The following is a 12,424-nucleotide window of genomic DNA, read 5'->3' on the forward strand; positions in this document are numbered from 1 at the left end:
ATCCCGGGGGTGCGGGGGCAGCGCCCCCGCTGCTCCGCTCAGCCCACCGCGATATTGTCGATCAGCCGCACGCCCCCCAGCCAAGCCGCCGCCAGCAGGCGGGCCGGAGGACCGGCGCGGTCCAGCGGCGCCAGATCCCGCGCCGCGCGCAGGTCCAGATACTCCACCCGGTCAAAGCCCGCCTCCTGCAGCGCGGTCTCGGCAGCGGGACGCAGGTCCGCAAGCGCCGCGCCCTGCCCCAGATCTGCCGCCATGCCGGTCAGCACCCGGTAAAGCGTGGCGGCGGCGGCGCGGGCTTCGGAGGGCAGCCGCATATTGCGCGAGGACATGGCAAGCCCGTCGGGTTCGCGCACCGTCGGACAGGGCACCACCTCCACCGGCAGATCGAGATCGGCGGCCATGCGCGTGACCACCTGCAGCTGCTGGTAGTCCTTTTCGCCAAAATAGGCCCGGTCGGCGCCGGTCTGGGCAAAAAGCTTCGCCACAACCGTCGTCACGCCGTCGAAATGGCCGGGCCGGTGCGCGCCGCACAGGCCCTCGGTCAGCCCGATCACGGAGACTTTGGTGGCAAACCCCTCGGGATAGATCTCCTCCGGGGCGGGCACGTAGATGACATCCACCGCCAAGGGCGCAAGCTTGACCGCATCCGCCTCTTCGGTGCGCGGATAGCCCGCCAGATCAGCGGGGTTGTTGAACTGCGCGGGGTTGACGAAGATCGTCACGATCACCCGGTCGCAGGCGGCCTTTGCCGCCTCCACAAGGCTCAGATGCCCCGCATGCAGCGCGCCCATGGTCGGCACCACGCCCACGCTCTGCCCCGCGCGTTTCCACGCGGTGACGCGGCGGCGCAGGTCGGCGCGGGTCCGGATCAGCGCGGTCATTGCGCGCCTCCGGCGGGGGTCGTGTCGGCGAAGACATGTTCGGGGCCGGGGAAACTGCGCTCGCGCACCTCGGCGGCATATTCCTCGATCGCGGCCTCGGCCTGATGGCCCAGCGACGCATAGCGTTTCACGAATTTCGGGCGGAAGGCGGTGAACAGCCCCAGCATGTCATCGACCACGAGGATCTGCCCGTCACATCCCGCCGAAGCCCCGATTCCGATGGTGGGGATCGGCACCTGCTGCGTGACCTGATCGGCCAGCGCGGCGGGCAGCTTTTCCAGCACCACGGCAAAGGCCCCGGCTTCGGCCACGGCGCGGGCATCGGCCAGCAGCCGGTCCGCCGCAGCCCCGCGGCCCTGCACCTTGTAGCCGCCCAGCGTGTTGATGCTTTGCGGGGTCAGCCCGACATGCGCCATCACCGGCACGCCGCGCGCCACCAGAAAGGCGATCGTGTCGGCCATGGCCACGCCGCCTTCCAGCTTCACCGCAGCGCAGCCGGTTTCCGCCATAAGCCGGGCGGCATTGGCAAAGGCCTGCTGCGGGCTCTGTTCGTAGCTGCCGAAGGGCATGTCCACCACCATCATCGCCCGGCGCAGCCCGCGGCGCACCGCCTGACCGTGCAGGATCATCATCTCCATCGTGACGCCAAGGGTGGAAGACAGGCCGTGCAGCACCATGCCGACGGAATCGCCCACCAGCACGAAATCGCAATGCGGATCCATCAGCTCGGCCATGGGGGTGGTGTAGGCGGTCAGGCTGACCAGCGGCACGCCGCCCTTGCGGGCGCGGATGTCATCGGGCAGCGGCGCGGTCTTTTTCGCGGTCGCGCTCATGGACGTCTCCTCTCGTTCACAAGGCTGGCGCGGTCTAGCAGCCTTGCCGCCGCTGCGCCAGTCGCAATGCCGCGCCAGATCTTGCACGCGCAGCAGATTTGCGCGCAGACTGGCCCCGTCCCATTAGGAGAGAGCCCATGTCCCGCCTCCGCCTGTCGCTTGCCGCCCTGCTGCTTGCGGGCACCGCCGCCAGCGCCCAGCAGACCGACCTGACCATCGCGCTGCAGCTGGAACCGCCGCATCTGGATCCGACCTCCGCCGCGGCGGGGGCCATCGATTCCGTGCTTTACAGCAACGTGTTCGAGGGGCTGACGCGCTTTGCCGAGGATGGATCGGTCCAGCCCGGTCTGGCCGAGCGGTGGGAGATTTCCGGCGAGGGCACGCTTTACACCTTTCACCTGCGGCCCGGCGTCACCTTCCATGACGGCAGCGCCATGGACGCGGAGGATGTGAAATTCACGCTGGACCGCGCCCGGGCCGACGACAGCCAGAACGCGCAGAAGGCGCTGTTTGCGGGCATCTCCGAGGTGTGGGTGGTCGATCCGCAGACCGTCGAGGTGCAGCTTGCAGCCCCCGATGGCGGCTTTCTGTTCAACATGGCATGGGGGGATGCGGTGATCGTCGCCCCCGAAAGCATCGAGGGCATCAAGCAGGCGCCGGTGGGCACCGGGCCCTTCCGCTTTGACGCTTGGGTGCAGGGCGACCGGATCGAGCTGGTGCGCAACCCCGACTACTGGGGCACCGCCCCCGCGCTGGAGCGCGCGACCTTCCGCTTCATCTCTGATCCCACCGCCGCGTTCTCGGCGATGATGGCGCAGGACATCGACGCCTTCGCGGGCTTCCCCGCCCCGGAAAACCTGCCGATGTTCGACGCCGATCCCCGGTTTCAGGTGCTGGTGGGCAGCACCGAGGGCGAGACCATCCTTGCCATGAACAACCGCGAGGCGCCCTTTACCGATCCGCGCGTGCGCGAGGCGGTGGCCCATGCCATCGACCGGCAGGCGATCATCGACGGCGCCATGTTCGGGCTGGGCACGCCCATCGGCACGCATTTTGCCCCGCACAATCCCGATTACACCGACCTGACCAGTCTTTCCGCCCATGATCCCGAACGTGCCCGCGCGCTGCTGGCCGAGGCGGGGCTGGCCGACGGGTTCAGCACCACGCTGAAGCTGCCGCCGCCCTCTTACGCACGGCGCGGCGGCGAGATCGTCGCGGCGCAGCTGCGCGCCGTGGGGATCGAGACAGAGATCACCACGCTGGAATGGGCGCAATGGCTGGAGGAGGTGTTCCGCGCCGGGGATTTTGGCCTGACCGTCATCAGCCATACCGAACCCATGGACATCAATATCTATGCCCGGCCCGACTATTATTTCGGCTATGACAGCGCCGAGTTCCGCGCGCTGATCGACGAGCTGACCGCCACCACCGATCCCGCCGCCCGGTCCGACCTGCTGCGCCGCGCGCAGGAGCGGATCGCGCAGGATTACGTCAACGCCTATCTGTTCCAGCTGGCCTTTCCCACCGTGGCGGATGCGCGGCTGCGCGGGCTCTGGACCAACATGCCGACGCAGGCCACCGATCTGACGCAGGTGCGCTGGACGGAATGACGGTTCAGCGGCCAGCCGGACGCGGGGGGCGCAGCGACAGCGCCACGCCCCCCAGCACCAAGAGCGCGGCCAGCACGAAGCGCAGGGTCAGCGCCTCGCCCAGCAGGACCATGCCGCCCGCCATGGCCAGCACCGGCACGGTCAGCTGCGCCACCGCCGCCACCGATCCGGGGATGCGTGGCAGCACCGAATACCAGAGCGCATATCCCAGCCCCGAGGTGACGGCGCCGGAGATGACCGCCAGCCCCAGCGCGCCGGGGCTGACGCGGGCAGGCAGGCCCGGCCCCGCCAGTTGCAGCGCCACGCCCGCAGTTGCGGCAAGGATCATCGTGGCGCTGGCCGACATCAGCGCGTCCTGCGCGCCGCGTCCCGCCAGCGAATAGATGCCCCAGCCGATCCCGGCCAGCGCCATGGCTCCGGCATGCCAGAGGCTGAGCGGCGCCGACCCCCCCGGCCAGAGCAGCCAGAGCAGCCCGGCAAAGGCCAGCGCCGCCCCGGTCCAGCGCCGCGCGGGCACCACCTCGCCGCCCAAGAGGCTGCCCGCAAACATCGTGACCTGCACCATGCCGAACAGCAGCAGCGCGCCCAGCCCCGCCTCCAGCCCGGAATAGGCGGCGGAAAACCCGTAGATATAGAGCACGAGCCCGATCACCCCGGCCAGCCGCCCGCGCCCGCCGAAGCGCAGCCCGCCGCGCAGCAGCAGGGCCAGCGCCGCCAGCATCGCGGCCCCCGCCAGCAGCCGCAGCGTGCCGAAGCTGACGGCATCGATGCCACCGCCGCTGAGGGCCGCGCGGTTCAGCAGCGAATTGGCGGCAAAAGCCAGCATGGTGACGCAGATCAGCAGACCGAGACGCCCGGAAGGTTGCGGCTCAGGCGACAAGCCGCGCGGCCTTTTTCAGATCGACCGACACCAGCTGCGACACGCCCTGTTCCTGCATGGTCACGCCATAAAGCCGGTCCATGCGCGCCATGGTCACCGCATGGTGGGTGATGATGAGAAAGCGCGTGTCGGTGCGGCGGCACATCTCGTCCAAGAGATCGCAGAAGCGGGTGACGTTGGCATCGTCCAGCGGCGCGTCCACCTCGTCCAGCACGCAGATCGGCGCGGGATTGGCAAGGAAGACCGCAAAGATCAGCGCCAGCGCGGTCAGCGTCTGTTCGCCCCCCGACAGCAGCGACAGGGTGGACAGTTTCTTGCCCGGCGGCTGGCAGAGGATCTCCAGCCCGGCTTCCAGCGGATCATCGGATTCTACCATCACCAGATTGGCTTCGCCGCCGTTGAACAGATGGGTGAACAGCATCCGGAAATTGCTGTTCACCTGCTCGAACGCGGTCAGCAGCCGTTCCCGCCCCTCGCGGTTGAGCGAGGCAATGCCCGCGCGCAGGGTGCGGATCGCCTCTTCCAGATCCTGCTTTTCGCTGACCAGCGTGTCATGCTCGCCCTTGACCTCGCGCGCATCCTCTTCGGCGCGCAGGTTCACCGCCCCCAGCGCGTCGCGCTGGCGCTTGAGCCGGTTCACATCCGCCTCGATCTCGTCCAGCCCCGGCATCGCGTCGGGATCGCCCCCCAGCCGCTCCAGCAGCTGCGCGGGCGTTGTCTCCTGCTCTTCGGTGATGCGCTGCGCCGCCTGCTCCGCCGCCTCGCGCGCGGCCTCCAGCCGGGCCTCGGCGCGGGCGCGGGCCTCGCGCGCCTCCGACGCGCTGCGTTCGGCGTCGCGTTCGGCGGCGATGGCGCTGCGCGTCGCGGTCTCGGCCTCGGCCAGCCGGTCAGAGGCCAGCGCCTTGCGCTCCTCCGCCGTGGCGATGGACTCGCCCAGTTCCTCGCGCTTGGCCGCCAGATCGCCGGGCAGGGCCGCAGCCTCGTGCAGCTCCTCCTCGGTGGCGGCGCGGCGGTCGGCCAGTTCGGTGCTGCGGCGCGCGGCGGTTTCCAGCCGGTGACGCCAGCTTGCCAGATCCTTCTCCACCTGCGCGGCGCGCGCGGTGCGGGCCTCGCCTTCGCGGCGCAGTTCGTCATGGGCGGAGCGGCGGGTCATCATGGTCATGCGCGCCGCCTCGACCGTCATGCGCACGTCCTCGGCCAGCGCGCGCGCCTCCTCCAGACTGCCAAGCCCGGCCAGCGCGCCCTCCGCCTCCTGCACCTGCGAGGCGGCGGTGGTCGCCTCGTCCTCGTGCCGGGTCACCGCCATGGCAAGGCTGTCAAGCTTGCCCTCGGCCATGTTGCGGTCCGCCTCGGCGCGGCTGGCGGCGCGGGTGGCCTCGTTCAGCTGCTGGTCAGCCTCGCGCCGGGCCTCGCGCGCGGCCTTGTCAGCGCGGGTCAGGTCGGCCAGCCGGGCCGCGCGCGCCTCATGCGCGGCGCGCAGATCCTCGACCTGCGCCTCGGCCTCGGCGCTGTCGCGGCGCAGCGCCTCCAGCCGGTTCATCTGTTCCAGCCGCAGCGCCGCCGCCGAGGGCGCATCCCCCGCCCCGGCGCGGAACCCGTCCCAGCGCCACAGATCGCCGTCGCGGCTGACCAGCCGCTGGCCCGGACGCAGCAGCGGCTGCAGGGCCGCGCCCTGATCCGCCGCCACCAGCCCCACCTGCCCCATGCGCCGCATCAGCACGCCGGGCACGGTGACATGCGCAGAAAGCGGCGCCACCCCGTCCGGCAGCGCCTGCGGCGCGTCATAATCCGGCAGCTCCGCCCAGCCAGATCCGCCGTCGGTGCCGATTTCCGGCGCGCGCAGATCATCGGCCAGCGCGGCGCCAAGCGCCTTTTCATAGCCCTGCGCCACGGTCAGCCGGTCAAGGATCTGGCCGCCCTCGGTCCCGTCCCGGTCCAGCAGCCGCGACAGCGCGCCCACCTCGGCGCGAAGCGCGGCAAACACGCCCTCGGCCTCCGACCGTTCGGCGCGGGCCTCCGCCTCGGCGGTCTGGGCATCGGCGCGGGCCTCGTCGGCGGCCTGCAGCCGCTCCTCGCAGCGCTGCGCCTGTTCTTCGGCGGCAGCGGCGCGGGCATGGGCTTCGGTCAGCGCGGCGCTGGCGGCAGCAAGCGTCGCCTTCGCCTCGGCCATGGCGTCGCGGGCGCGCTGCGCCTCGGCCTCGTGGCGGTCCAGCGTGCGGCGCAGATCGGTCAGGTAGCGGTGCGCGGACTGGTGCCGGGCGGCAAGCCGCGCCACATCCTCGGTCTGCTGCCCCAGCGCCGCCTCGCGGTCCTGCAGCACGAAGGCCGCCTCGCGCGCGGTCTCGGCGGCCTCGGCCAGCCGGTCGCCATGGCCCTCGCCCGCCGCCGCGATCTCCTCCGCCTCCCGCTCCAGCCGGGTGATGGTGTCGCCCGCGTCGTGGTTGAGCCCCGCCTCGCGGTCCATGTCATGGCTCAGCTGGTCGATGCGGCGGCGCAGCGCGGCGATGGTTTCGGCGGCGCGGGCCTCCTGATCGGCCAGCGCATCGCGCTGCACGATCAGCCGCTGCAGGATGGCGGCGGCAATCGCTTCCTCCTCGCGCAGCGCGGGCAGCGCCGCGTCGCTGTCCTGCCGCAGCCGGGCGGCGGTGCGGGCGGCGGCTTCGGCCTGCGCGGCCTCGGTCACGCGGGCGCGCAGCGCGCTGTCGGCCAGCAGCCGGGCGGCATCGGCCTCGCGCCAGCGGCGGTACAGCAGCAGCCCCTCGGCCCGGCGCAGCTCTGCCCCGATGGCGCGATAGCGGGCCGCCTGTTTCGCCTGACGGTCAAGCTGCGCCATCTGGCCTGCCAGCTGCTCCACCACGTCATCGACGCGCAGCAGGTTGGCTTCGGTGCTGTTGAGCCGCAGTTCCGCCTCGTGACGGCGCTGATAGAGCCCGGAAATGCCCGCCGCTTCTTCCAGAATGCGGCGGCGGCTTTTCGGCTTGGCGTTGATGAGTTCGGCAATCTGGCCCTGCCGCACCAGCGCGGGCGAATGCGCCCCCGTGGAGGCATCGGCGAACAGCATCTGGATGTCGCGCGCCCGCACCTCCTTGGAATTGGCCTTGTAGGCCGATCCCACGTCGCGGGTGATGCGGCGGACGATCTCGATCTGGTCGACATCGTTGAAGCCAGCAGGCGCCAGCCGGTCGGCATTGTCGATGGTCAGCGCCACCTCGGCGAAGTTGCGGGCGGGCCGGGTCGCGGCCCCGGCAAAGATCACATCCTCCATGCCCGCGCCGCGCATCGCCTTGGCGCGGGTTTCGCCCATCACCCAGCGCAGCGCTTCCAGCAGGTTGGACTTGCCGCAGCCATTCGGACCCACCACGCCGGTCAGCCCCTCGGAAATCACGAGGTCGGTGGGATCAACGAAGCTTTTGAAGCCCGTCAGCCGGAGACGAGAGAAGCGCACCTGAACTGCCTTTGATTCTGAGTTGTTTCCGAATGTGCCGGTCGGCATGGTCTTTAGTCAAACGGATTGGCCCGCATATGGCGGGGCTGCGCCGATTGTCCACAAGATATTGCGGAACTTTGGCACGGACACAGCCGCTTGACCCTGGCCCGGACGCCGCCATATCCCATTGGATCGCCAAAGGAAACCGCCATGCCCCTAGAGATTCGCACCGTCTCTGCCCGTGATCCGCAGATCCTCGCCCTGCTGCAGGCCAGCCATGCGCTGATGGATCACCTGTTCCCGCCGGAGGAGAATTTTGCGCTGGACGTGGATGCGCTCTGCGCGCCGCAGATCACGCTTTGTGCGGCGGTGCAGGATGGCGCGGCGCTTGGCTGTGCGGCCCTGTCGCGGCAGGCGGGCTATGCCGAGGTGAAATCCATGTTCGTGGCGCCCGAGGCGCGCGGGCTGGGGGTGGCGCGGCGGCTGCTGGCGCATCTGGAGGATCTGGCGCGGCAGGAGGGCATTCCGCTGCTGCGGCTGGAAACCGGCGACAAGCTCGCCGCCGCCGTGGCGCTTTATGACCGGATGGGTTTTGTCCGCTGCGGGCCGTTCGGCAGCTATGTCGCCAACAGCTCCAGCCTGTTTTACGAGAAGCCGCTGACATAGCGATTGCAATTTGACGAAAACGTGATCACTTGACGCCAAACAGCGTCGAGGAACAGATGAAGTCACATATCCTGCTGGTCGCGCTTCTGGCGCTGACCGCCTGCGCCGGGGCAGAAATCACCACACCACCGGTCATGATCGTGCCGAAGGTTCCGGCCAATGCCGTGGGCGTGGATGTCTATGCCAAGGACCGCGCGCGGGGCAATCCGGTGCCACGCTTCCGGGGCCAGAAGACGGTGCAGGTGCGCACCCGGGGCAAAGGCGAAAGCAGTAGCCACACGGAACTGAGCGGCGTGCCCTGCACCATGGACAGCGGGCTGTATTCCGCCAGTTTCGTGACCCCCGCCAATATCGTGGTGCCGGATTACGGCCCCAATTCGCCCGCGCTGTTCGTGCGCTGCGTCGTGGCAGAGCGGTCGGGTTCGGCGACGGTGACCGCGATCAACATGACCGCGCAGCAGCGCCAAAGCTCTGCCGCCGGGACCGGGCTGCTGGGGGCGATCATCATCGGCGCGGTGGCGGCGGCCCACAACAATCCGGAAAAGGACGATTTCGCCTATCCCGCGATCAACGTGACGCTGCGCTGACCGACGCAGAAGGCCGGGGCGGCTCAGGGATCGCAGCCCGCCCCCGCCATCCGTTCAAGCATCGCACAAGCGGTGCCGCCCCGTCTGGGCTGCGCGGGCGCGCGCTGACCGTCACAGACAAGCCCGATGCTCAGCACCGACGGATCGCCAGTGATCCAGTCCGCCGTGCAGCCCGAGACCTGTTCGGCGGCGATTCCCGCCCTGCGGCTGATCTGCGCATAGTTCGGGTATTCGATGCTGGTGCGGATCGCCTCTGCCATGCCATCCTCGCGCAGGCGCAGATCGAACCGGGTGCCCTCCACCTCGACCGACCGCGCGGGAAGCCCGCCAAAGCCGGGACCGGCCGTGTCACAGCCCAGAACCAGCAGCACAAGAAGAAGAACCAGATGTCTCATGGCGCCAGACTGCGCGGGGACGGGTTAAGGTGCCGTTAACAGCCGCCCGCCCCGCGACAGTCTGGCGCGGGAACCGGAGCTGCTGTCAGCCGTTGAACCCTTAGACCGGAGAAACGTCATGACCCATCATCCCGACCCCACCCCGCAGAGACCGCGCCGCCGCCCCGACTGGCGCTGGACGCTGGCACTGGGGCTGCTGCTGATCCTTGGCGGGATCGTGGCGCTGCTGAACCCCTTCGCCGCCTCGCTGACCGCCGTGGCGATCGCCGCTGTCGTGTTCATGCTGGCGGGGGTGCTGCAGCTGTGGATCGCCTTCAATGGCGGCGGCGAGACCGGCGGGCGCGTGGCGCTTGGCCTGCTGGGGCTGCTGATCCTCGCCTTTGGCGTGTCGCTGATGGCCAACCCGCTTGCCGGGCTGCTGTCGCTGACGCTGCTGGTGGGGCTGTTCTTTGTCGGCACCGGGCTGGTGCGGCTGTGGATCGGGCTGAGCCTGCGGACCCGGCCCGGCTGGGGCTGGCTGGCCGGATCGGGTGCCGTGTCACTGGCGCTGGGGCTGATGATCCTTGTCTTCCTTCCGGAAGCGGCGCCCGGTCTGCTGGGCCTGTTCCTTGGCGTCGATCTGCTGACCTCGGGCGCCGGGGCCACCGCGCTGGCGCTGCATCTGCGCCACGGCTGAGGGTCAGAAGCTGACCTCCACCCCCGGCAGGCGCAGCGTGCGGACCAGATCGCGCAGTTCCTGCCGGGCCGCCACGTTGGAGATGTTGAGCTGCCCCACGCCCACATCCTTGAGATCCAGCAGCGTCAGCCCGCGCGGGAAAAGCTCGCGAAAGATCACCCGTTCGGAAAAGCCCGGCGCGATCCGAAAGCCGATGCGTTTCGACAGACGGGCCAGCGCCTTTTCCATCTTCATCTTGTTGACCATGTTCTGCGGCCCCAGCCGATTGCGCAGCACCACCCAGTCAATGGGCCGCAGCCCCGCCTGCGCGCGCAGCTGCCGCGCCGACCAGACCATTTCCGAATAGACCGACGGGCCGAGGATGGTTTCGCCATCGCTGTCGATCTGGGCCAGCAGGTCGAAATCCACAAAACTGTCGTTGAGCGGCGTCACCAGCGTGTCGGCCAGCGAATGCGCCACCTGACTGAGCCGGGTATGCGAGCCGGGGCAGTCGATCAGCACATAATCCGACCGCGCCTCCAGATCCGCCATGGCGCGGGACAGGCGGTGGTCAAAGGCGTTCTCGCCGGGCGGCAGCGTCTCGGGCGCCACCTCGGGCAGCTCCAGATACTCCGGGCCGGGCAGCGTCAGCCCCTCTGACTGCAGGTATTTGCGGCGGTTCTCGGCATAGCGGCCCAGACTGCGCTGGCGCAGATCCAGATCCAGCACCCCCACACGGTGCCCCATGCGCGCCAGCGCGGTGGCCACATGCATGGAAACGGTGGATTTCCCGGCCCCACCCTTTTCGTTGCCGACAACGATGATATGCGCCACGTGCCCCCCTTTGCCTGCCACCCCGGACGGGTCACAGCGCCCTTGCGCCGCCACGCTAGCCGGGGGGATGCCGCAGGAAAAGCGCGAAGGCCCCCCGCCCTGCCCCCGTGGCGCGGGCGTTGCGCTGCTGCCGCAACCCGCAGGCCCAAACGGCAAAGGCCCGGCGCGGGGCCGGGCCTTTGACAAAATCTTTGGGGGGGTCGGATCAGTGCAGCTTGGCACCGACCTGCGTGATCGAGTCGTCCAGCATCCGGGACTGATCCTCGGCGCTCATCTGACGGGCGATGACATCGCGCGCGGCAGCCACGGCCACGACGATCGCCTGATCGCGCACGGCCTTGATGGCGGCAGCTTCCGCCGACGCGATCTGTCCTTCGGCCGACGCAAGACGGCGGGCGATGGACACATCCAGATCCTTGCGGGCCTGTTCGGCAGCGGCTTCCGCATCGATGCGGGCCTGCGCCACGATCTTGTCGGCCTGCTCCTGCACTTCGCGCTGCTTGCGCTCGTAGGAGGCCAGCAGGGTCTGGGCTTCTTCCCGCAGCGCGCGGGCTTCTTCCAGATCGCTGCGGATGCCTGCGGCGCGCTTGTCCAGCTGACCGGTCAGCATCTGCGGCACCTTGAAGTAAACGAGCACCCCAAGGAACAGCAGGAAGCCAAGCAGCACCACAAAATCGGTGTTGCGCAGCGAGAAGAACGGGCCGGAGGCCGCCAGCGCGGGGCTGGCCAGCAGGGTTCCGAGCGCGCTTAGGGAAAGCAGCTTGCGCATGGGATCAACCTTTCATCCGGTTGGCGACAGCGTCGGAAATCATGGCCTGATCAGCGGACTGACCAAGGGCTGCCACAATGGCTTCGGCGGTGTCACGGGCGACGATCTCGACGTTCTCCAGCGACGAGGCGCGGATTTCGGCAAGCGCGCGCTCCGACTCTGCCGTCTTGTCGGCGATGCGGGCATCGGCCTCTGCGATGGCGGCATCAAGCTGTGCCTTGATGTCGTCGCGGGTTTTCTGTGCGATGGCCTGAGCTTCCGCCCGGGCATCGGCAAGGGCCTTTTCGTAAGCCGCTTCAGCGTCGCGCGCCTGGCGCTTCAGCTCTTCGGCGGCGGAAAGGTCGTTGGTGATGGTGCCCTGACGCTCGGCCAGAACGGAGGCAATCCGCGGCAGCGCGATGCGCGACAGGATGAAGAAGATGACCAGCAGCGTGATGAGCAGCCAGACGATCTGGTTGGGCATCCAATCCACGCAAAGCTGCGGCATCCCGATGGCGGAGCCATTGGAATCGACGCAGACACCGGCCATTTCTTCCATGATGGGTTCGACTGCCATAGCGTCCTCCGTCGGAACGTTGTCTTTACTGAGGGCGGCCCGTCATGACGGGGCCGCCCTCTGCGTAAGGATAAGCCCGAAGGATCAGACGGCGAACATCAGCAGAAGCGCGACGAGGAACGAGAAGATCCCCAGTGCTTCCGCGAACGCGATGCCGATGAAGAGGGTTGCGGTCTGCGACGCAGCCGCGGAGGGGTTGCGCAGCGCACCGGCGAGGAAGTTTGCGGCAACGTTGCCGACGCCGAGGGCGGCCAGGCCCGAGCCGAAGCCAGCGAGGCCGGCACCGATGAACTGACCGAGGTTTGCGAGTTCGCCTTCCATATTGATCTCT

At 69.1% G+C, this 12,424-nt stretch carries 13 protein-coding genes; 4 read left to right on the top strand and 9 right to left on the bottom strand.

Annotated elements, in window-relative coordinates; translation table 11 throughout:
* Positions 1-38: 38 nt before the first annotated feature.
* On the bottom strand, positions 39-881 hold the full coding sequence (panC, locus tag VK682_RS00225) for a pantoate--beta-alanine ligase (RefSeq protein ID WP_230797794.1): 843 nt from the start codon (positions 879-881) through the stop codon (positions 39-41).
* Positions 878-1,714: a 3-methyl-2-oxobutanoate hydroxymethyltransferase gene (panB, locus tag VK682_RS00230; protein ID WP_089841883.1), complete on the bottom strand. Its 837-nt coding sequence runs from the start codon at positions 1,712-1,714 to the stop codon at positions 878-880. Before panB ends, panC begins: the two co-directional genes overlap by 4 nt.
* Before the next feature lie 137 nt (positions 1,715-1,851).
* On the opposite strand from panB, the gene VK682_RS00235 reads away from it, so the two are divergent.
* Positions 1,852-3,324 carry an ABC transporter substrate-binding protein gene (locus VK682_RS00235; RefSeq protein WP_324781277.1) on the top strand — a complete coding sequence of 491 codons (1,473 nt, stop codon included), beginning with the start codon at positions 1,852-1,854 and terminating at the stop codon, positions 3,322-3,324.
* 4 nt (positions 3,325-3,328) lie between these two features.
* Here the strand turns inward: VK682_RS00235 and VK682_RS00240 are convergent, their stop codons facing one another.
* Entirely contained in the window at positions 3,329-4,150 is an 822-nt protein-coding gene (locus tag VK682_RS00240; RefSeq protein WP_230797804.1) for a DMT family transporter, read from the bottom strand.
* Between the two features lie 43 nt (positions 4,151-4,193).
* Positions 4,194-7,649, bottom strand: coding sequence for a chromosome segregation SMC family protein (locus tag VK682_RS00245; protein ID WP_324781278.1), 3,456 nt, complete (start codon positions 7,647-7,649; stop codon positions 4,194-4,196).
* 192 nt (positions 7,650-7,841) lie between these two features.
* Here VK682_RS00245 and VK682_RS00250 point away from each other — a divergent pair, with 192 nt between their 5' ends.
* Complete coding sequence (locus VK682_RS00250) at positions 7,842-8,297, top strand: GNAT family N-acetyltransferase (RefSeq protein WP_230797798.1); 456 nt, start codon at positions 7,842-7,844, stop codon at positions 8,295-8,297.
* A 56-nt stretch (positions 8,298-8,353) separates the two neighbouring features.
* Positions 8,354-8,884: a hypothetical protein gene (locus VK682_RS00255; protein WP_324781279.1), complete on the top strand. Its 531-nt coding sequence runs from the start codon at positions 8,354-8,356 to the stop codon at positions 8,882-8,884.
* Positions 8,885-8,907: 23 nt separating this feature from the next.
* On the opposite strand, the gene VK682_RS00260 is transcribed toward VK682_RS00255, so the two are convergent.
* A complete protein-coding gene (locus VK682_RS00260) occupies positions 8,908-9,279 on the bottom strand; it encodes a hypothetical protein (protein WP_230797800.1) in 372 nt (123 codons plus the stop codon).
* A gap of 118 nt (positions 9,280-9,397) precedes the next feature.
* Here VK682_RS00260 and VK682_RS00265 point away from each other — a divergent pair, with 118 nt between their 5' ends.
* Entirely contained in the window at positions 9,398-9,955 is a 558-nt protein-coding gene (locus tag VK682_RS00265; protein ID WP_230797801.1) for an HdeD family acid-resistance protein, read from the top strand.
* A gap of 3 nt (positions 9,956-9,958) precedes the next feature.
* Here the strand turns inward: VK682_RS00265 and VK682_RS00270 are convergent, their stop codons facing one another.
* The 4 genes from VK682_RS00270 to VK682_RS00285 form a co-directional block, all read right to left on the bottom strand.
* Positions 9,959-10,768, bottom strand: a complete 810-nt coding sequence (locus VK682_RS00270; RefSeq protein WP_324781280.1) for a division plane positioning ATPase MipZ — start codon at positions 10,766-10,768, stop codon at positions 9,959-9,961.
* A gap of 205 nt (positions 10,769-10,973) precedes the next feature.
* Complete coding sequence (locus tag VK682_RS00275) at positions 10,974-11,537, bottom strand: F0F1 ATP synthase subunit B (protein WP_089841908.1); 564 nt, start codon at positions 11,535-11,537, stop codon at positions 10,974-10,976.
* Positions 11,538-11,541: 4 nt separating this feature from the next.
* Complete coding sequence (locus VK682_RS00280) at positions 11,542-12,093, bottom strand: F0F1 ATP synthase subunit B' (RefSeq protein WP_089841911.1); 552 nt, start codon at positions 12,091-12,093, stop codon at positions 11,542-11,544.
* 84 nt (positions 12,094-12,177) lie between these two features.
* Positions 12,178-12,414, bottom strand: coding sequence for a F0F1 ATP synthase subunit C (locus tag VK682_RS00285; protein WP_089841915.1), 237 nt, complete (start codon positions 12,412-12,414; stop codon positions 12,178-12,180).
* Positions 12,415-12,424 lie beyond the last annotated feature (10 nt).

The sequence above is a fragment of the Salipiger marinus genome (assembly GCF_035481585.1).
In the GTDB taxonomy this organism is placed as follows: Bacteria; Pseudomonadota; Alphaproteobacteria; order Rhodobacterales; family Rhodobacteraceae; genus Salipiger; species Salipiger marinus.

Coding starts and splice junctions, on each gene's coding strand:
- panC (WP_230797794.1), bottom strand. CDS start 881: ATGACCGCGCTGATCCGGACCCGCGCCGACCTGCGCCGCCGCGTCACC.
- panB (WP_089841883.1), bottom strand. CDS start 1,714: ATGAGCGCGACCGCGAAAAAGACCGCGCCGCTGCCCGATGACATCCGC.
- VK682_RS00235 (WP_324781277.1), top strand. CDS start 1,852: ATGTCCCGCCTCCGCCTGTCGCTTGCCGCCCTGCTGCTTGCGGGCACC.
- VK682_RS00240 (WP_230797804.1), bottom strand. CDS start 4,150: ATGCTGGCTTTTGCCGCCAATTCGCTGCTGAACCGCGCGGCCCTCAGC.
- VK682_RS00250 (WP_230797798.1), top strand. CDS start 7,842: ATGCCCCTAGAGATTCGCACCGTCTCTGCCCGTGATCCGCAGATCCTC.
- VK682_RS00255 (WP_324781279.1), top strand. CDS start 8,354: ATGAAGTCACATATCCTGCTGGTCGCGCTTCTGGCGCTGACCGCCTGC.
- VK682_RS00260 (WP_230797800.1), bottom strand. CDS start 9,279: ATGAGACATCTGGTTCTTCTTCTTGTGCTGCTGGTTCTGGGCTGTGAC.
- VK682_RS00265 (WP_230797801.1), top strand. CDS start 9,398: ATGACCCATCATCCCGACCCCACCCCGCAGAGACCGCGCCGCCGCCCC.
- VK682_RS00275 (WP_089841908.1), bottom strand. CDS start 11,537: ATGCGCAAGCTGCTTTCCCTAAGCGCGCTCGGAACCCTGCTGGCCAGC.
- VK682_RS00280 (WP_089841911.1), bottom strand. CDS start 12,093: ATGGCAGTCGAACCCATCATGGAAGAAATGGCCGGTGTCTGCGTCGAT.
- VK682_RS00285 (WP_089841915.1), bottom strand. CDS start 12,414: ATGGAAGGCGAACTCGCAAACCTCGGTCAGTTCATCGGTGCCGGCCTC.